Source organism: Amycolatopsis samaneae (assembly GCF_039541975.1).
Classification (GTDB): Bacteria; Actinomycetota; Actinomycetes; order Mycobacteriales; family Pseudonocardiaceae; genus Amycolatopsis; species Amycolatopsis samaneae.
In genome coordinates, this window is sequence record NZ_BAABHG010000007.1 from 244,699 (window position 1) to 263,454 (window position 18,756).

Consider the following 18,756-nt stretch of genomic DNA (forward strand, 5'->3'; position numbering starts at 1 on the left):
CAACTCCGCACCATTTCCCGTCACGAACCGTTCTCGTCGTACCCCGGCGGTAGAATGTTTGTGGGGTCGCCCCCCAGGGTGGGAGGGGGATGCCCGGAGGTAGGAGACGTGCGGGTGTCCACAGTGGATAGATGCCTGCGGGGGGCGGAGCGGGGCCACGGGTGCGGGCATGGTCCCGAGTCTCCTGGCCCAGTGTGGGTGTGGAGTGGACGGTGACCCGGCTCGGGGTCACCAGTCGCGGGAGGGCAGTTCCTTGGCGACCACCGGCATCACCTCCGCCGCGAACAGGTCCAGCACCTCGCGCGCTTCACCGTCGGTCAGCCCGTCCACCGACACCGCCTGCACCTCGTGCCCGAACGAGGCGTGGTAGTCGCCGATCTTGTCGATCACCTGCTCCGGACTCCCGACCAGCGCCGACCCGTTCGCGATCTTGTCCTCCAGGGTGGTGAACTCCGACTTGTTGTGCTGATAGGCCGGGGTCTTCATCAACGCCTCGAAGTACGGGCGGTAGCCCTCCAGCGCCTCCTGCGACGTCCGCGCCACGTACAGCCCGCCCGCGCCGGAGCCGACCAGCGCGTCCGCCGGATCGTGGCCGTGGTCCGCCCACCGCCGCCGGTAGTGGTCGATCAGGTCGGCGTACTTCTTCTTCGGGTGGAATCCGTTGGCGCTGAACAACGGGTCCCCGAACCGCGCGGCCAGCTCGGTCGACTCGGTACTGGACGCGCTGCCGTGCCAGATCCGCGGCCGCGCGTGGAACGGACGCGGCTGCGTGGTGACGTCCTCCAGCGGTGACCGGAACTCGCCGGACCACGTCACGTTCTCCTCGCGCAACAAGCGGCGCAGCAGCTCGAACTTCTCCGCCTGGTACTCCCACTGCCGCTCTTCGGAAAGCCCGAACAACGGGAAGTGCCGGGGATCGTTGCCCTTGCCGATCATCAGTTCCAGCCGCCCGCCGGACAACTGGTCGACCGTCGCGTAGTCCTCGGCGACGCGAACCGGGTCGAGCACGCTGATCACGGTCAACGTCGTCAGCAGCCGGACCCGCGAGGTGCGTTCGGCGATCGCGGCGAGGATCACCGGCGGCGCCGAAGACAGGAACGGCTCGCCGTGCCGTTCCCCGACGCCGTACGCGTCGAAACCGAGTTCTTCGGCGAACTTCGCGTAGTCGACGACCTGCCGCAGCCGCTCGTGCTGGCTCGGCGTCCGTCCGGTCGCCGGATCGGGATGGTTGGCCACCAGGGAGAACAGCGCGAACTTCATCGGACCTCCTGCGCGGAACGGCCGGGGATCGCCGCGAGGAGTTCGCGGGTGTACTCGGCCTTCGGCTGGTGCAACACCTCGGCGGCCGGTCCCAGTTCCACGAGCGCGCCCGCGCGCAGGACCCCGACCCGGTCCGCGAGCTGCCGCACGACGGCGAGGTCGTGCGAGATGAACAGATAGCTCAACCCGAGCCCGGCCTGTAGCTCGGCCAGCAGCCGCAGTATCTGCGCCTGCACCGAAACGTCCAAAGCGGACACCGGCTCGTCGCACACGAGCAGTTCCGGGCGCAGTGCCAGCGCACGCGCGATCGCGACGCGCTGCCGTTGCCCGCCGGAAAGTTCGGCGGGCCTGCGCCGTGACGTCGTCGTTGGCAGCGCCACCTGGTCGAGCAGTTCCGCCGCCCGCGCCCGCCGCTCGGCCCGCGTGCCGACGCCGAACGCGCGCAGCGGCTCCGCGACGATCTCCTCGACGGTGAACTTCGGGTTCAACGACGTGTACGGGTTCTGGTACACGAGCTGGATTCGACGCCGCAGCTGCCGCAGGTCCTCACCCCGCGACGCGGTGACGTCCTGGCCGTCGAAGGTCACCGACCCGGCCGACGGTGTCTCCAGCCGCAGGACCATCCGCGCGGTCGTCGTCTTCCCGGAACCCGATTCGCCGACCAGCGCGAGCGTCTGGCCGCGCGGGATGTCGAACGACACGTCGTCGACCGCGCGCACCACCCGGCCGCCCGGAAGCGGGTAGGTCTTCGACAGCCCACGCACCGACACGATCGGTTCGGTGGCGGGCCGGGATTCCCGGGGCGGCGGACCGGACATGCTCGGTGCCGCGTCGAGCAACCGCCGCGTGTACGGCTGCGAAGGAGCCCCGATCACTTCGCCGACGGTGCCCGCTTCGACAACCTTGCCCTCGGCCAGCACCACGACGTGCGAAGCGCGGTCCGCGGCGACGCCGAGATCGTGCGTGATCAGCAGGATCGCGGTGCCCGACTCGGCGGCCAGTTCGGTGAGCTGGTCGAGGATCCGCTTCTGCACGGTGACGTCGAGCGCGCTGGTCGGCTCGTCCGCGATGATCAGCTTCGGCCTCCCCGCCAGCGCGGCGGCGATCAGCGCGCGCTGCCGCATCCCGCCGGAAAGCTCGTGCGGGTACTGCCGCGCGCGGGCCTCGGGCTCGGGGATCCCGGCCCGGCGCAGCAACTCCACGGCCTCGATGCCCGCGGTACGCCGGTCGGCGAACCCGTGGATCCGCAGCACCTCGCCGACCTGGTCGCCGATCCGGTGCACCGGGTTGAGCGACACCGCGGGATCCTGCGGCACGAGGGCGATCTCCCGGCCACGCACCCCGCGCCACCGCCGATCCGAAAGCCGGGTGAGGTCGCGCCCGGCGAAGGTGATCTCACCGCCGTCGATCCGCCCGCCGCGCGGCAGCAGCCCGATCGTCGCGTGCGCCGTGGTGCTCTTGCCGGAGCCGGACTCGCCGACCACCGCCACCACCTGTCCGGTGTGGACGGTCAGATCCACGCCCCGCACCGCGGGCACCGTCCCTGAACTCGTCCGGTAGGACACCGCGAGATCGCGGACGCGCAGTAGTTCGCCGGTCATCGATCGCCTCCGTCCAACGCCCGGGAAAGCCGGTTCGCGGAAAGGACCACCGCGGCGACCGTCAGCCCGGGAAAGGTCGTCAGCCACCAAGCGGTGGCCAGGAAGTTGCGCCCGCCCGCGACGAGCGCGCCCCATTCCGGCGTCGGCGGCGTCGCGCCGAAACCGAGGAAGCTCAGCGCCGACACCTCCAGCACCGCCGTGCCGAGCGTGAGCGTGGCCAGCGCGAGCACCGGGCCGAGCGCGTTCGGCAGCACGTGCCTGCCGAGCACACCGGTGAAGCGCACCCCGCTCGCCCGCGCGGCCTCGACGTACACCGTGCCGCGCACCCGGAGCACCTCCGCGCGCATCAGCCGCGCGAACGCGGCGAGGTTGGCGATGCCGACCGCGATCGCGACGTTCGTCGTGCCGAACCCCAGCGCGGTGACCAGCGCGAGCGAGAGCAGGATCGACGGGATCGCCAGCAGGACGTCCACGATCCGCATCACCACGGTGTCCAGCACCCCGCCGCGGAACCCGGCGACCAGGCCGAGCGCGGACCCGCTCACGAGCGCGACGAGCACGGCGATGACGGTGGCGCGCAACGACAACGACGCGCCGTGCACGACACGGGCGAACACGTCGCGGCCGGTTTCGTCGGTGCCGAACAGGTGCGCGAGCGAGGGACCGCGCAGCTTCTCGGCGGGGACACCGGTGATCGGGTCGTAGCCGGTGAACAACGCCGGCGCGACCGCGGCGAGCAGCGCGAGCACCAGGACCACGACCGCCACCACCAGGCCCGGTCTGCGCAGCACGACGCCGGTGCGCTGAGCGAGATCAACCACGGGCCACCTCCGGTGTCCTCGCCGCGGCGAGCCGCGGGTCCAGCAGCGGGCAGAGCAGGTCGACCACGAGGTTCAGCACCACGAACACCAGCGCGGCGAGCACGATCACCGCCTGCACCACCGGGATGTCCTGGTTCGTCACCGCGGCCGCGGTGACCCGGCCGACACCGTCGCGGGAGAACACCGTCTCGACGATGACGGACCCGGCGAGCAGATGACCCGCCACCACCCCGGTGACGGTCAGCGCCGGGACGGCCGCGTTCCGCAGTACGTGTCCGAAGTGGACACGCAGGCGGCTCGCGCCCTTGGCGGACGCGGTTTCCGCGTAGGGCTCGGTGAGCTGGGCACGCAGGCTCCTCGCCAGCACCTGCCCGATGATCGCCGCCGTGGGCAGCGCGAGTGTGACCGCGGGCAGGACCAGCGAGGCGAAGCCCTGCGTGCCCAGCGCGGGGAACAGCCGGAGGCGGAAGGAGAAGAACTGGATGAGCAGCAGCCCCACCCAGAAGGTCGGCAGGGAGATGCCCAGCGGGGGAAGGGAAAGCAGGAGCTGACGCAGCCACGGCAGCCGGGTGTAGGTCCCGGCGAACGCGACCCCGCCGCCGAGCAGGATCGCCAGCAGCACCGCGATCCCGGTGACCGCGAGCGTCGGTGGCAGCGCCGAGACGACCATGTGCGCCGCGCCGTCGCCGGTGGTGACGCTGCGCCCGAAGTCGCCGTGCAGCGCGGAGAGTAAGCGCTTTCCGTACTGTACGGGCAGCGGGTCGTCCAGTCCGTACTCCGCGCGTGCCTGTGCGAGCTGTTCGGGCGTCACGGTGATGCCGCCCTCGCCGCCGCCGAGCTTCGCCGAAACCGCGTCGCCCGGCAGCAGGTAGAGGATCACGAACGACAGCGTGAACGCCGCCCACAGCACGAACACCGCCTGTCCGGCGCGGCGGAGGAGATAGCCGCTCATGCGCCCGAAACCCAGGTGTCGAACAGCTGGAGCCGGGAGGACGCCTCGAAGTCGACCGCGTGCGCCTGGGGGCCGACGGCCAGTACCTGGGTCAGCTCGAACACCGGGACCGCGTACCCGTGCTCCACGATGAGCTTCTGGGTCAGCTCGACGGCGGGCCTGCGTTTTGCGGCGTCCACTGTGGACGCTTGGTCGTCGAGCGCGGCGTCGAGCGGGTTGCCGGCGGGGAGCTTGCTGCGGTTGCTCGCCTTGGTGGAGAAGATGCCGCGAAGGATGTCCGGATCCGCCCTGGTCACGTTGTACCAGATGTAGTCGTAGTCCCCGCTTTGCTGTGCCTGCACCGTCTCCGCGGTGGTGCGCTGGTCGATGCGCAGATCGAAACCGATCTTGCGCAGCTGCTGCTGGACGAGTTCGAGCACGCTGCGGTTCTGGTTGAACACCGGGGAGAACTGCACGGTCGCGGTCAGGCGCTGCCCGCCCTTCGTGCGGATCCCGTCCGGCCCCGGCTGCCAGCCGGCGCCTTCGAGCAGCGCGGAAGCGCCGTTCGGGTCGTAGGCGAGCTGCGCGGAAAGATCGGCGTGCAGCGGGGTCGCCGAGCCGAGGATGCTCGTGGCGGGCCGGTAGTTCCCGGTCAGCACCGTGCTGGTGACCTCCGGCCGGTTGATGCCCTTCACCACGGCCTGGCGCACCTTCTCGTCGGTGAGCACTCCCCGCGTGGTGTTCGCGTGCAGGTTGAACACGACACCGGGGTTCGGCCGGACCGGCTCGGTGAAGCCGTTGGCCGCGAACTGCGGTTCGTCGACCGGCTGGACGTCGGTGATCGCGTCGAGCTGCCCGGAGGCGAGACCACCAGTGCGGACGCCCGGCTCGGGCACGATCTTGTAGTCGATCTGGTCGAGGTAGGCCTCGCCCTGGTGCCGGAACAGCGACGAGCCCCAGGTGTAGCCCGCGCGCTTCGCGAGCACGATTTCCTGGTTCTGCCGGAAACTCCGGAACACGAACGGTCCCGAGCCGATCAACCCGTCGCCCTGGCAGCGCTGATCCGGCGTCTTCCGGTACGCGGCCGGGCTGAGCAGGCCGAGCGACATCGTCGAGCTGGCCTGGAGGAACTGGGCGCTCGGCGCGCCGAATTCGACACGGACGGTGTGCGGGTCGAGCACCGTGCTCGCCTGGTAGGCGGCCAGATATCCGGACGCCAGCTGGGCCTTCGCGCCGAGCGCCTTGATCCCGTCGAAGTTCGCCTTCACCGCGGCCGCGTCGAGCGGGGCGCCGTCGGAGAACGTGACGCCCTCGCGCAGCTGGAAGGTGAACGCCGTCGAATCCGCGTTGACGTCCCATTTCCGGGCCAGCCACGGCTTGATCTCACCGGTTTTCGGGTCCTGGTCGGTGAGCGAGTCGACGAGCTGGCGGCCGACGTTGAGCGCGGCGTTCGTCCCGTACTGCTGGGGATCCACGCAGTCGGGGTTGGAGGAGATGCCCAGCCGCAGCGTGCCGCCGGGACGGGGCGGGCCCGCGTCGGCGGCGGGGTCACCGCCCGCGGCGGCGCAGGCGGCCGTGGTCAGCAGCAGGGGCAGGACGAGCGCGGCGGTGACGACGCGCACGCGGGACAGGGGTGATCCAGACACCGGGCGGCTCCAGCGGGGAACGGGGCGCTTTCGCTTGCGCCGACCCGTTTCACGCTAATCACGTCCTTGAGCCCGTCCCACTTTCCGAACCCCGCTCCCACTCCCTGAACTCTCGCGAGGTTCCCCTTGACGGCGGTCATGCGCCCCAATGTGGCGTTCGGTGCGTTGGACGCACCGAACGCCACATTCGCTGCGTCAGACGCACCCAATGCCACATTGGGGCGTTTGGGGCGCCCGGGATCAGCAGCGGTTGAGCATGTCCGTCAGCGCGGACTTCTCGGCCGAGTTCACGGTGAGCTTGAACTTGTGCTTCACCGCGACCCACATGCTCGCGTAGGTGCACCAGTAGCTGGTGAGCGGCGGCTTCCAGGCGTCCGGCGACTTGTCGCCCTTCTCCTGGTTGACGTTGTCGGTGACGGCGATCAGCTGCGGGTCGTTCAGGTCGTTCGCGTACGCCTGGCGCTGCGCCGTGGTCCACGCCGCCGCCCCGGTGCGCCACGCGTTCGCGAGCGGCACCACGTGGTCGATGTCCACATCGGACGGTTTGCTCCATGTCCCGCCGTCGTACGGGCTCTTCCAGGTACCCGACGTCGGGGCGCAGTCACTGCCGGTCTTGACGTTCGTGCCGTCCCGCTTCAGCACGACCTCGCGCGTGTTGCAGTTGTTCCCCTGGTCGATCCAGTGCGGGAACTTCGTGCGGCTGTACCCGCTCATCGAGCCGTCGGGCGCCACCTTCAGCGTCGCCAGCTCGGACTTCGCGGTCGCGCCGGACGGGATTCCAGGCGGGGTCGCGTCGGCGATGCCGGTCAGGGTCCCGGTGAGGACCGCGGCGGTGGCCATGACGGTCAAGGATCGACGAAGAGTACGCGCTGTTGGCACTTTTCCCCCTCAGAGTCGGGTGCGGGAACCCGGTAACTTTGACTCACGAAAGTGGCGTACGCAACACCATCAGGTGACAAGTTGTCAGCTGATGGTGAAACCACTACGCCGGGACGCGCTCCAGCCCGCGGCCGCGCACCAGCACGCCGATCTCCCGTGTGACGACCATGATCAGCGCCATGAGCAGGAAGAACGCGGTGACGCCGTCCGGGGTCGTGTGTGTCGAGACCAGCAGGTCGCCGAACCACGCGGCGAACGAGTGCGAGTGCTCCAGCGCGTAGATGAACACCAGCCTGCCGATCAGGACGACCAGCCAGATCGCGAGGTAGCCGAGGCCGCCGCGGGTGTAGAGCTTGCCGGTGCCCGGATCGCGCCAGACGGCCATCGCCCTGGTCAGCGCCAGCCCGGCGAGCAGGCCGATCCCGATGCCCAGCGCGCCCATGGCGAGGTCCGCGGGCTCGTAGTGGTGCTCGCCGGTGCCCAGCACCAGTACGCCGATCACCGTCGAGGAGATGAACGGCATCACCGTCAGGAAGACGGTGTGCCTGCGGCGGCCGATCTGGGTCGTGAACACCAGGACCAGCAGGATGCCGGCGAAGATCAGTGCGTCGGTCATGGATCCCCCTGCGAAGAGTCGTTTATGGCACGAGCATGCTACATAAAATAGCACGCGCGAGCTACAAACGTCCCGAGGTGGATTTCAGAGGGCGCCGCGCACCAGGCGCAGATCCTGGGTGTGCCGGTACCAGGTCCACCGGTTCATCGCGCGCGGGTGCGCGACGCCGTCGGACATCGGCCGCGTCGGGATGCAGCCGATCTGGAACGCCCGTGAGTACAGCGTCGTCGGCCGCTTGAAGAAGGTGCCCTTCACGACGCGGACCCGCAGGCCGGGCCCGTCGGCGTCCGGCTCGACGACGATCGATCGCGCCGCCCCGCGCAGCGCGACCTGCTCGTCGCAGTAGGCCACCCCGCGCACCATGCCGAGTTCGCCGCGCCCGATGAGCACGCCGCCCGCGTCGTCACGGATCAACGGCACCGGGTCGACCTCGCCACGCAGCGCCAGCGCGAGCGCACGCACCGGCGCCGTCGGCAGGCCCCACAGGGAGGCGACGGCGGAGTCCGGCGAGGCGGGCACGAAGCCGACCGACACGCCCGCGAGCTGTTCCTTGCGTAACAACCGCAACACCACCGCGGCGAGGTCGGCGTCCGTCCCCGACACCACGAGATGATCGTGTTCGCCCAGCAAGGGGTCGATTTCCGCCTTGCCGGGGCGGCTGGGAACCCGGACCGACGTGACGTCGTCGATGTCCTCGAATCCCGGCGAGTCCTCGCCACAGGCCACCACGATTCCGCGCACCCGCAGGTCCTCCGTTACGCTCATGCACCGGCATTCACCAGCGCCCATTTCCTGCTTTGTCGTCGAACACCTGGAGTGTCACATGCCGGCCATCGTGCTCATCGGTGCCCAATGGGGAGATGAAGGCAAGGGCAAGGCCACCGACCTGCTCGGCGACCGTGTGCAGTGGGTCGTCCGCTATCAGGGCGGGAACAACGCCGGCCACACCGTCGTCCTTCCCAACGGCGAGAACTTCGCGCTGCACCTCATCCCGTCCGGCATCCTCACCCCCGGCGTCACCAACGTCATCGGCAACGGCGTCGTCGTCGACCCCGGTGTGCTGCTGGACGAGCTCGCCGGTCTCGAGGCCCGCGACGTCGACACCAGCAGGCTGCTGATCTCCGCCGACGCGCACCTGATCATGCCGTACCACGTGGCGATCGATAAGGTCACCGAGCGTTACCTGGGGAGCCGCAAGATCGGCACCACCGGCCGCGGCATCGGACCCTGCTACCAGGACAAGATCGCCCGCGTCGGCGTTCGCGCGCAGGACCTGCTGGACGAGAAGATCTTCCGGCAGAAGGTCGAGGCCGCGCTGGAGTTCAAGAACCAGGTGCTGGTCAAGGTCTACAACCGGAAGGCGCTCGACGCCGACCAGGTCGCCGACGAGGTGCTGTCCGCCGGCGAGAAGTTCGCGCACCGCATCGCCGACACCCGCCTGCAGCTCAACCAGGCCCTCGAACGCGGGGAGACGGTGCTGCTGGAGGGGTCGCAGGGCACGCTGCTCGACGTCGACCACGGCACTTACCCGTTCGTGACCTCGTCGAACCCGACCTCCGGCGGCGCGAGCGCCGGTTCGGGCATCGGGCCGGGCCGGATCACCACGGTGCTCGGCATCCTCAAGGCGTACACCACCCGCGTCGGCTCCGGGCCGTTCCCGACCGAGCTGAACGACGAGTCCGGCGAGTTCCTGCGCAAGCAGGGCGGCGAGTTCGGGGTCACCACCGGGCGCTCGCGGCGCACCGGCTGGTTCGACGCGGTGATCGCGCGCTACGCGGTGCGTGTCAACGGCATCACCGACTACTTCCTCACCAAGCTGGACGTGCTGTCCGGGCTGGAGAAGGTCCCGGTGTGCGTCGGCTACGAGGTCGACGGCTTCCGCACCCAGGACATGCCGATGACGCAGACCGACGTGCACCACGCGATCCCGATCTACGAAGAGCTGCCCGGCTGGTTCGAGGACATCTCCGGCTGCCGGACGTTCGAGGAACTGCCCGCGAACGCGCGCGCCTACGTCGAGCGGATCGAGGAGCTGTCCGGCGCGCGGGTCTCGGCGATCGGCGTCGGCCCCGGCCGCGAGCAGACCATCGTGCGCCACGAGTTCGCCTGATCCACCACTGCTTCGAAGGTCCGTGGGGCCTCCTTGAGGGACTCTAGGTCCCTCAAGGAGGCCCCCACGGACCGTTGCGGTGTCAGGTCAGGCGGGGGCTGAGCGGGGACGCGGAGAGACTCAGTTCCTCCAGGTCGAGTTCCCGCAGCACCTTTCGCAGGATTTCGTCGTCAAGACGATGTGCCTCGCGTTCGGCCAGCAGCGCGCGCCGCTGGGCGACGAGCATCTCCCGGCGCGCGTCGTAGAACGCCGCCTGTTTGCTGGTCGCGCGTTCCTCGGCGGACAGCGAGATCGCCTCGATCGCGGACTGGTACCGCGTGTCCACGATGGTCCGCAGCCGTTCGCGGAACCGTTCCGCCCGATCGGACGGAACGTCCATAGTGGACATCCGGGACGTGACCAGCTCGTCGAGCTTCGCGATCGCCGCGTCCTTGGCCGCGGTGCGCGCGGCGATCTCCTCCGCCTGATCGCGCGCGGCCTCGTTCGGGTCCTGCACCTTGAGGGCGCGGATCAGCGGCGGCAGCGTGAGTCCCTGGATCAGCACCGTCCCGATCGCGACGGAGAACGCGAACAGCTGGATCTCGGCGCGGCCGGGCGCGTCGAACGGGACACCGGCCGCGGCGGCGAGCGTGACCACGCCGCGCATCCCCGCCCAGGAGATCACCAGGTTGGACCGCCAGGACTGGGCCGGCCCCTCACGGCCGAACAGGCGCAGCCCGCGCGGCAGATAACTCATCCCGAGCACCGCGGGGATCCGGACGAACATCGTCACCGCCAGCACGACGACGGCGACGAGCGCGAGCTGCCCGTTGTCACGCGCGGCGTGGTCGGCGGTGTCGAGCACGAACGGCAGCTGGAGGCCCATCAGCGCGAACACCAGCGCCTCCAGCACGACGTCGATCGAGGCCCACACCGACGCGTCCTGGACCCGGGTCGCGGACGAGGCTCTGAGCGACCCGCGCCCGAGGTACAGCCCCGCCGCGACGACCGCGAGCACCCCGGAACCGCTGAACCCGGTCCCGAACGGGTGCAGGTGCTCGGCGAGCACGTACGCGGCGAACGGCACGATGATCCCGAACGCCGACTCCAGCACCGGATCGGTGAGCGTGCGCCGGATCAGCCCGACGAGCATGCCGATCACCAGGCCGACCGCGATCCCGAGCACGGCGGCCACCGCGAACACCGCGAAACCGTGCCCGATCGAGCCGGCCGTCCCGGCCACCGCCGCCAGCGCGACCTTGTACAACGTCAGCGCGGCCGCGTCGTTGACGAGGCTCTCCCCGGTCAGCACCGCCATGACCCGGCGCGGCAGGCCGAGCTTGCTGCCGACCGCGACCGCGCTCACCGCGTCCGGCGGGGCGACCACGGCGCCGATCACCAGGCAGGTCGCGAACGGCAGATCGGGCAGCAGTAGGTGCACCACCACCGCGACGACGACCGCGGTGAGCCCCACCAGCAGCACCCCGAGCGCGATGATCGGGCGCAGGTTGTCGCGGAACTGCGTGATCGAGCTGTCCAGCGACGTCGAATACAGCAGCGGCGGCAGCACCACGGTGAGGATCAGCTCGGGGGCGAGCTCGATCCTCGGCACCCCGGGAATCAGGGCGACGGCGAGCGCGACCACGACGATCACCAGCGGCGCGGACAGGTTGTACCGGCGGCACAGCGCGGTCAGCCCGAGTGAACCGGCGAGCAGCCCCATCAGGGTCAGAACATCCATCGACGACCTCCGAAGGCGATCTTCGCCCATCGGCGCCGTCCGGGCACGAGATGGCGGCGCGCTCAGGTGAGGCGGGTGCTCACCGGGGTCTCGTGCCGGAACAGATCGAGCACCGGGCAGTGCTCGTCGACCTCGCGGCGCAGCTGTTCGTACTGCTCACGGGTCGCCGGGCCGTCGAGCTCGACCGACACGCGCACGTCACCGAAACCCGGCCGGGCGTTGAGCGAGAACCCGAAGAAGCCGTGTAGGTCGAGGTCGCCGTCCACGGTCACCCGGACCGAGCCGAGCGGGATACCGCGCTTCGCGGCCCAGAACTGGTAGGTGATCACCTGGCAGGAGCCGAGCGCGGCGAGCGCGTACTCGACCGGGTTGGCCGCGGTGTCGGTCCCGCCGAGCGCGCCGGGCTCGTCGACCGTGAAGGTCTTGTCCCGCACCTTGACCTCGACCACGGTCGCGGTGCCGGGGGCGAGCGCGTTCGTGACGCGGAACGAAACCGCGGCGTTGTGCAGATCCTTGTCGATGGCTTCACGCGTGCCTTCGATGACGTCGATGAGCGACATGACTACTCCTCGTAGGGAAAGGCGTAGGTCACAGCGTCCGGATTTCCCGCCCTTCGCGCGCGGCTTCCCAAGTCCTGGGAGTGGAATACCGCACGACGCGCGGCGGTAGTGCTGATCATGACCATCGGAGTGACGCTGCTGTCCGGGGACAGCCAGCCCGCGAAGAACACCATCGACGAGCTCGTCGCGCTCACCAGGGACGCCGCGGACGCCGGTCTCTCGTCCGCCTGGTTCGCCCAGCTCTTCGGGCACGACGCGATCGCCGCGGCCGCGATCGCCGGGCGCGAGGTGCCCGGTATCGAGGTCGGGACGTCCGTCGTGCCGATCTATCCCCGGCATCCGCTGCTGGTCTCGGCGCTCGCGCAGACCGCGCAGGCGGCCACCGGTGGCCGGTTCAGCCTGGGCGTCGGCCTCGGCGCGAAGGAATTTCTGGAGCCGGTGTACGGCATCGAGTATCCGCGGCCGATCCGGCATCTGCGGGAGTACCTGACCGTGCTGCGCGAGGTCTTTTCCGGACGCCAGCCGGATTTCGAGGGGGACACCGTCGTCGCGCGCCCGCCGTTCCCCGCCACGGTCACCGGTTCCGGTGAGCTGCCGTTGATCGTCGCGGCGCTCGGTCCGCAGGCGCTGCGGGTCACCGGGGAACTGGCCGACGGCACGTTGACGTTCCTGGCCGGGCCGAAAGCGCTTTCCGAGGAGATCGTGCCCCGCCTGGTCCAAGCGGCCGAATCGGCGGGGCGGCCGTCGCCACGCGTCATCGCCGCGGTGTCGGTGGTGGTGACCGACGACGTAGACGGGGCCCGCGCCAACGCGGTCGAGAAGCTCGCCTTCTACGGTGATCTTCCGTCGTATCGGCGGCTGCTCGACCTGGAGGGCGTCTCGCACCCGGCGGATCTCACGCTTATCGGCGACGAGCGCGAGGTCGCCGCGGGGATCCAGCGCTACTTCGACGCCGGGGCCACGGAAGTGCTCGCGTCACAGGCCGTTTTGCGCTCGCCGGAGGAGCGGGTGCGTACGTGGGGACTGCTCGGCTCGCTACCCCAGGCCTGAACGCAGATCGTTTCACCGGTCCGGATCCGCCCGGGGACATGCGCCCCAATGTGGCGTTCGGTGCGTCCAACGCACCGAACGCCACATTGGGTGCGTCCAGCGCAGCGAATGCCACATTGGGGCGTTTGAGCCACGCCCTACTTGAGCAGGTCCCGTTCCACCGCGGCCAGTTCCTCCGCGCTGCCCTGCACCTTCGGCCCGGTGAACCACTTCCGGGCGGAGAGCGCCCACCACAGCGCCGCGCCGCCGAGGACGACGAGGAACGCGATCGGCGTGTAGTTGAACGTGTCCACCGTGATCGGCGACGCCTGCGGCAGCATGAACAGCACGAAGATCACGACGACCCAGGCGCTCGCGACGATGCCGATCGGTTTACCCCAGCGGCCGAGATGCCACGGTCCCTTCTCGAACCGCTCGCCCATCCGGACCCGTAGGAACACCGGAATCACATACGCCACATAGAGTCCGACCGTCGCGATCGAGGTCACCGCCGCGTACGCCGTCGCGCTCCACAGGTACGGCAGCGCGAGCACCAGCGCGCCACCGGCGGCCAGCCACACCGCGTTCGTCGGCGTCTGGGTGCGTTTGTTGATGCGGTGCCAGATCTTCGAGCCGGGGATCGCGCCGTCGCGCGCGAAGGCGTAGATCATCCGCGAGTTCGCGGTCACCGAGGCCATGCCGCAGAACAACTGCGCGCCGATGCAGATCAGCAGCAGGAACTTGCCGGTCACCGCGCCGGTCGCGTCGATGAAGATCTGCGCGGGCGGCACCCCGGTCGCCGAGCCGACCGCGCCGTCGTAGTCCTGGATCGCGAAGGCCAGCCCGATCAGCAGGATCCAGCCCGCGACAAGGGAAACCAGGATCGACGTGACGATGCCGCGCGGTCCGGCCTTGGCGGCGTTCTTCGTCTCCTCGGTCATGTGCGCGGAGGCGTCGTACCCGGTCAGCGTGTACTGCGCGAGCAGCAGCCCGAGCGCGAACACGTACACCGACGAGCCCCAGCCGGTCTGGTTCTGGAAACTGCCGAACACGAACGACGCGTCCTGGTGTTTCGCCGGCACGAACACGAGTACCCCGACGATCACCAGCACGCCGAGCAGATGCCACCACACGCTGACGCTGTTGAGGATCGCGACGATCCGCACACCGAAGGTGTTCAGCGCGCCGTGCACGACGAGGATGATCGCGAGCAGCAGGATCGTGTGGCCGGGCGTCGCCGCGAAACCCCATTGCAGGTCGAGGAACGCGTTGAGGAACAGCGCCGCGCCGAAGTCGATGCCCGCGGTGACCGCGATCTGCCCGATCAGGTTGAACCAGCCGGTGAACCAGGACCACGCGGGACCGTTGCGGGGCGCCAGTTTCGCCGCCCAGTAGTAGAGCCCGCCCGCGGTCGGATAACTCGAACAGACCTCGGCCATGCCGAGCCCGACGAGCACCACGAACAGGCCGACCAGCGGCCAGCCCCAGATCATCGCGGCGGGCCCGCCGGTCTTCATGCCGAAGCCGTACAGCGTGAGGCAGCCCGAAAGGACGGAGATGATCGTGAACGACACGGCGAAGTTGGCGAACGCCGACATCGTCCGTTTCAGTTCCTGCGCGTACCCGAGCTGGTGCAGGCGGGCGCTGTCGTCGTCATCGGCGGGTTCGGTGTCGGTCTGATCGGAGACATCCATCGGGCTACCCCTCGAAAGGTATGCGGACAGACCATTGAGATCCGCAGAAAAGTAGCCCGCGTCACATCGGGTGTCAAGGTCACGTCAAGAAACGCGAAGGTCCGTGGGGGCCTCCTTGAGGGACTCTAGGTCCCTCAAGGAGGCCCCCACGGACCTTTGACGGAGTGGCTCAGCGGCCGAGGAAGTCGTGCAGCGACTCCAGTGCGGTGTCCGGCTGGTCGGCGAAGAACCCGTCGACGCCGGCCTTGAAGAACGCCGCCTCCTCCGCGAAGACGTTCCCGTACGCGTCGGGCCTGTCCGACGAGCGCAGGTTCTTCGGCAGGAACGGGTTCTCGTTGCGGAACGTGTACGGCTGGACCTTCAGGCCCGCCGCGTGGGCGTCGCGGACGATGGCCGTCGGCTGCGTCAGATTGCCCGCCGCGTCCAGCGGGATGATCTGCGACTTCGCGGGCCCGAGGTAGTCCGCGTACTTCGCGACCTCACGAAGTCCTTGCGGCGTAACAAGATCCGCATAGGTCCGCTTGTCGCCCTTCGCGACGAAGTCGGCGGGCGCGCCGGTCGCGTCGGTCAGCTGGAGCAGTGGCACGCGCACCTGGCGGTGCAGCGCGATCAGGTTCGACACCTCGAACGACTGGATGATCACCGGCGCGTTGCGGCGGTTGAGCCCGTTGCGGTCGAGGATGGACACCAGCTTCGGCTCGGTCGGGTTGCCGATCGACTGGAAGTACGTCGAGTGCTTGACCTCCGGGTAGGTCCCGACCGTCCGGTGCAGCTCGCGCGAGAGCCGCTTCGTCAGGTCGAGCACCTCCTGGTACGTCGCGATCTGGTAGCGCCCGTTGTACATCTGGTTGTTCGGGCGGTTCTGCGGGATCCGCTCCTCCGCGCGCAGCGTCTTCAGCTCGGCCAGCGTGAAGTCCTCGGTGAACCAGCCGGTCAGCGATGTGCCGTCGATCACCTTCGTCGTCTTGCGCGAGGCGAACTCCGGATGCTTCGCGACGTCGGTGGTGCCGCCGATCTCCGGCTCGTGCCGCGCGACGAGCTGCCCGTCCTTGGTGGGCACGAGATCCACGTCGACCCAGTTCACGCCTTGGCGGAACGCGAGTTCGTACGAGGCGAGCGTGTGCTCCGGGCGGTAGCCGGGCGCGCCCCGGTGTCCGATGATCACGGGGTCATGGTGACCCCGGCCGTACGCCGCCGCATCCGGGGCGTCCGCGGTGTCGTTCGGCGTGGCGCTCGCCGGACCGACGGCCAGCCCGGCGACGCCGAGCAGGGCGAGACCGGTCAGTGCGAGCACACCCACACGCTTGCGCTTCATCTACAACCTCTTTCGCTTCCGGGACGGGTCCCGACTTACCGCGCCACCCTTGACAGCGCAAGCGTCCGCGCGGCGTCGCTGCCCGTAAGGACGCCTGACGTCCGGGTGAACAGCTCGCGGTCACAGCTGCCGAGGGTGACGGCGAAGTGTCCGGCGCGGGGGTCGCCGGTACCCTGTCCGGCGTGCGCGTATTGGTAATCGGGTCCGGCGCCCGTGAGCATGCACTGGCCCTCGCGGTGTCCGGCGATCCCGCCGTCACCGCACTCGCCTGTGCCCCCGGCAACGCCGGGACCGCCGCGGTGTCCGAGCAGCTCGGCGTCGACGCCGCCGATCCGGCCGCGGTGGCGGCACTGGCCAAGGACTGGCGGGCCGACCTCGTCGTCGTCGGGCCGGAGGTCCCGCTCGTCGCCGGCGTCGCCGACGCCGTGCGCAAGGCGGGTATCGCCTGCTTCGGCCCGTCGGCAGCGGCCGCGCGGATCGAGGGCTCCAAGGCGTTCGCCAAGGACGTCATGACAGCGGCGAACGTGCCGACCGCGCACAGTGAGGTCGTGGACACGCCCGCGCGGCTCGACGCGGCGCTCGCCCGCTTCGGCCCGACCTGGGTGGTGAAGGACGACGGTCTCGCCGCCGGCAAGGGCGTCGTGGTCACCAAGGACATCGAGGTCGCGCGCAAGCACGCGCTGATGCTGCTCGACGGCGGCCACCCGGTCCTCCTGGAGTCCTTTTTGGACGGTCCGGAGGTCTCGCTGTTCTGCTTCGTCGACGGTCGCACCGTCGTCCCGCTGCTCCCCGCGCAGGATTTCAAGCGTGTGGGTGACGGCGACGCCGGTCCGAACACCGGCGGTATGGGTGCCTACGCGCCGCTGGCCTGGGCGCCGGAAAACCTCGTCGACGACGTCGTCGCGCGGATCGTGCAGCCGGTCGTGGACGAGCTCGTCGCCCGCGACGCCTCCTTCTCCGGGCTGCTGTACGCGGGTCTCGCGCTGACTTCCGAAGGCCCGCAGGTCATCGAGTTCAACTGCCGGTTCGGCGACCCCGAGACGCAGGTCGTGCTGGCGCTGCTGCGGTCCCCGCTCGCCGGGGTGCTGCACGCGACCGCCACCGGCACGCTCGCCGAGCATCCGCCGCTGGAGTGGTCCGGCGGCGCCGCGGTGACCGTCGTGGTCGCCGCGGACGGCTACCCGGGTAAACCCCGTACGGGTGACGTCATCACCGGTGGTGAGCTGGAGGGCGTCCTGCACGCGGGCACGCGCCGTCGCGACGACGGCGCGGTGGTCTCCTCGGGCGGACGCGTGCTGTCGGTCGTCGGTACCGGCCGCACGCTCAAGGCCGCGCGCAAGCAGGCGTACGAGACCGTCGCGAAGGTGCACCTCGCCGGTTCGCACCACCGCACGGACATCGCGCTGCGCGCGGTGAACGGCGAGGTCACGGCCCCGGCCGCGGACCAGCACGCGTAACTTCCCCCTGGCCGAACGGAACCGGGCCCCGGCGGACTTCGTCGAATTCAGACCACCGTCACATCCGCGTTGGTAGCCTCGACGCAGCCAGCCGGTGACCGTCCGTATCACGTCAGGGGAGCGCATGCCAGGAACCCCAGCAACCACCGAGGGACTCGACCTCACCGGTGCCGTTCCCGTGGCGCCGGGCGTCGCGGACGTGATGGTCGACCCGGACAAGCTGCTCGCCGTCGCGAAGGTGGTGGAGGAGCAGGTCAAGGCGCTCGAGGACAAGCTGCTCACGCGGCTGGGCCAGCTGCGGATCGACAGCCCGTCGGCGGACATCATCAGCACCAAGGCCGTCGAGGCGTGGAACGGTCTCGTCGTGGACGGGGACGAGTCGTACACGGCCCAGGTCCGCGCGTACGTGGCCGGGCTGCACCGGCTCGTCGCCCAGCTCCACGAGGCGGCGAAGAAGTACAGCACCGGCGAGGCGGACAAGGCAGCGGTGATCAGGGAGCGCGGTGGCCACCCCACGTAACCACCGGGTGTGGCTCGCCGGTGGCGTGCTCGCCACCGCGGCACTCGCGGGCTGCTCGGCCGGCATGGAGGGCACCCCGTATCCGGTGGAGCCCGCGGCCAGCTCGCTCTCGCAGCGCGCGAAGGCCACGGAACTTCCGGCCCGGCCGGCGGAGCTGCCGGTCGCCGGCGTCGACCCGTGCGCGCTGCTGAGCCAGCCGCAGCTCGCCCAGCTCAAGATCACCGCCGCGCCGCGGCCGACGACCGAGCAGCAGGGCGGGCCGGTCTGCGTGCTGGACGCGAAGGACGCCGAGCCGTTCTTCGCCTATCACGTCCGCGTGATCGGCGCGGACGTCACCGAATGGCTCACCGGGGCGCGGCGCAAGAACAGCATGACCACGCAGCCGAAACCCGTCGGCGGCTTCCCCGCGATCACGAACTATCGGGCCGTCGGCACCCCCGCCGACTGCGAAACGCTCGTCGGCGTCGCCGCCGGGCAGACGCTCGCGGTGCAGGCGTTCGCGATCACCGCGGGCGCGTTCACCCAGCCGCGGCTGTGCGAGATGTCCGGGCAGGCGGCGGATCTCGCCCTGCAGACCCTGAAAGCACGCAACTGAGG

17 protein-coding genes are annotated in these 18,756 nt (G+C 69.9%); 5 read left to right on the forward strand and 12 right to left on the reverse strand.

Annotated elements, in window-relative coordinates; all coding sequences use genetic code 11:
• Nucleotides 1-228 precede the first annotated feature (228 nt).
• The 8 genes from ABD987_RS20180 to ABD987_RS20215 all read right to left on the reverse strand — a co-directional run bounded on the left by ABD987_RS20180 (nucleotide 229) and on the right by ABD987_RS20215 (nucleotide 8,519).
• Nucleotides 229-1,260: an LLM class flavin-dependent oxidoreductase gene (locus tag ABD987_RS20180; protein WP_345395487.1), complete on the reverse strand. Its 1,032-nt coding sequence runs from the start codon at nucleotides 1,258-1,260 to the stop codon at nucleotides 229-231.
• Nucleotides 1,257-2,861 carry a dipeptide ABC transporter ATP-binding protein gene (locus ABD987_RS20185; protein ID WP_345395490.1) on the reverse strand — a complete coding sequence of 535 codons (1,605 nt, stop codon included), beginning with the start codon at nucleotides 2,859-2,861 and terminating at the stop codon, nucleotides 1,257-1,259. The genes ABD987_RS20180 and ABD987_RS20185 overlap by 4 nt, the downstream gene beginning before the upstream one ends.
• Nucleotides 2,858-3,682, reverse strand: coding sequence for an ABC transporter permease (locus ABD987_RS20190; protein WP_345395493.1), 825 nt, complete (start codon nucleotides 3,680-3,682; stop codon nucleotides 2,858-2,860). Before ABD987_RS20190 ends, ABD987_RS20185 begins: the two co-directional genes overlap by 4 nt.
• Nucleotides 3,675-4,634: an ABC transporter permease gene (locus tag ABD987_RS20195; RefSeq protein WP_345395496.1), complete on the reverse strand. Its 960-nt coding sequence runs from the start codon at nucleotides 4,632-4,634 to the stop codon at nucleotides 3,675-3,677. Before ABD987_RS20195 ends, ABD987_RS20190 begins: the two co-directional genes overlap by 8 nt.
• Entirely contained in the window at nucleotides 4,631-6,259 is a 1,629-nt protein-coding gene (locus tag ABD987_RS20200; protein WP_345395499.1) for an ABC transporter substrate-binding protein, read from the reverse strand. The genes ABD987_RS20195 and ABD987_RS20200 overlap by 4 nt, the downstream gene beginning before the upstream one ends.
• Nucleotides 6,260-6,499: 240 nt before the next feature.
• Nucleotides 6,500-7,099: an HNH endonuclease family protein gene (locus tag ABD987_RS20205; RefSeq protein ID WP_345395502.1), complete on the reverse strand. Its 600-nt coding sequence runs from the start codon at nucleotides 7,097-7,099 to the stop codon at nucleotides 6,500-6,502.
• 142 nt (nucleotides 7,100-7,241) lie between these two features.
• Nucleotides 7,242-7,754: a DUF1453 domain-containing protein gene (locus ABD987_RS20210; protein ID WP_345395505.1), complete on the reverse strand. Its 513-nt coding sequence runs from the start codon at nucleotides 7,752-7,754 to the stop codon at nucleotides 7,242-7,244.
• Between the two features lie 84 nt (nucleotides 7,755-7,838).
• Nucleotides 7,839-8,519 (reverse strand): hypothetical protein, encoded by a 681-nt coding sequence (locus ABD987_RS20215; protein WP_345395508.1) that lies wholly within the window; start codon nucleotides 8,517-8,519, stop codon nucleotides 7,839-7,841.
• 58 nt (nucleotides 8,520-8,577) lie between these two features.
• On the opposite strand from ABD987_RS20215, the gene ABD987_RS20220 reads away from it, so the two are divergent.
• Nucleotides 8,578-9,864, forward strand: a complete 1,287-nt coding sequence (locus ABD987_RS20220) for an adenylosuccinate synthase (protein ID WP_345395511.1) — start codon at nucleotides 8,578-8,580, stop codon at nucleotides 9,862-9,864.
• Between the two features lie 82 nt (nucleotides 9,865-9,946).
• Here ABD987_RS20220 and ABD987_RS20225 read toward each other — a convergent pair whose 3' ends face one another.
• Both ABD987_RS20225 and ABD987_RS20230 read right to left on the reverse strand, forming a co-directional pair.
• Nucleotides 9,947-11,584, reverse strand: coding sequence for a Na+/H+ antiporter (locus tag ABD987_RS20225; RefSeq protein ID WP_345395514.1), 1,638 nt, complete (start codon nucleotides 11,582-11,584; stop codon nucleotides 9,947-9,949).
• A 62-nt stretch (nucleotides 11,585-11,646) separates the two neighbouring features.
• Nucleotides 11,647-12,144 carry an OsmC family protein gene (locus tag ABD987_RS20230; RefSeq protein ID WP_345395517.1) on the reverse strand — a complete coding sequence of 166 codons (498 nt, stop codon included), beginning with the start codon at nucleotides 12,142-12,144 and terminating at the stop codon, nucleotides 11,647-11,649.
• A 117-nt stretch (nucleotides 12,145-12,261) separates the two neighbouring features.
• Between ABD987_RS20230 and ABD987_RS20235 the strand changes: the two genes are divergently transcribed.
• Complete coding sequence (locus tag ABD987_RS20235) at nucleotides 12,262-13,194, forward strand: TIGR03564 family F420-dependent LLM class oxidoreductase (protein ID WP_345395520.1); 933 nt, start codon at nucleotides 12,262-12,264, stop codon at nucleotides 13,192-13,194.
• A 137-nt stretch (nucleotides 13,195-13,331) separates the two neighbouring features.
• Here the strand turns inward: ABD987_RS20235 and ABD987_RS20240 are convergent, their stop codons facing one another.
• On the reverse strand, nucleotides 13,332-14,867 hold the full coding sequence (locus ABD987_RS20240) for an amino acid permease (RefSeq protein ID WP_345395523.1): 1,536 nt from the start codon (nucleotides 14,865-14,867) through the stop codon (nucleotides 13,332-13,334).
• Between the two features lie 169 nt (nucleotides 14,868-15,036).
• Nucleotides 15,037-16,182 carry a glycerophosphodiester phosphodiesterase gene (locus ABD987_RS20245; protein ID WP_345395526.1) on the reverse strand — a complete coding sequence of 382 codons (1,146 nt, stop codon included), beginning with the start codon at nucleotides 16,180-16,182 and terminating at the stop codon, nucleotides 15,037-15,039.
• Nucleotides 16,183-16,364: 182 nt separating this feature from the next.
• Here ABD987_RS20245 and purD point away from each other — a divergent pair, with 182 nt between their 5' ends.
• The 3 genes from purD (at nucleotide 16,365) to ABD987_RS20260 (ending at nucleotide 18,754) form a co-directional block, all read left to right on the forward strand.
• Nucleotides 16,365-17,639 (forward strand): phosphoribosylamine--glycine ligase, encoded by a 1,275-nt coding sequence (gene purD, locus ABD987_RS20250; RefSeq protein WP_345395529.1) that lies wholly within the window; start codon nucleotides 16,365-16,367, stop codon nucleotides 17,637-17,639.
• Nucleotides 17,640-17,763: 124 nt separating this feature from the next.
• The gene (locus tag ABD987_RS20255; RefSeq protein WP_345395532.1) at nucleotides 17,764-18,159 is read left to right on the forward strand and encodes a hypothetical protein; all 396 of its coding nucleotides are present in this window, start codon (nucleotides 17,764-17,766) and stop codon (nucleotides 18,157-18,159) included.
• A complete protein-coding gene (locus ABD987_RS20260; protein WP_345395535.1) occupies nucleotides 18,143-18,754 on the forward strand; it encodes a DUF3558 domain-containing protein in 612 nt (203 codons plus the stop codon). The genes ABD987_RS20255 and ABD987_RS20260 overlap by 17 nt, the downstream gene beginning before the upstream one ends.
• The last annotated feature ends 2 nt before the right edge of the window (nucleotides 18,755-18,756 follow it).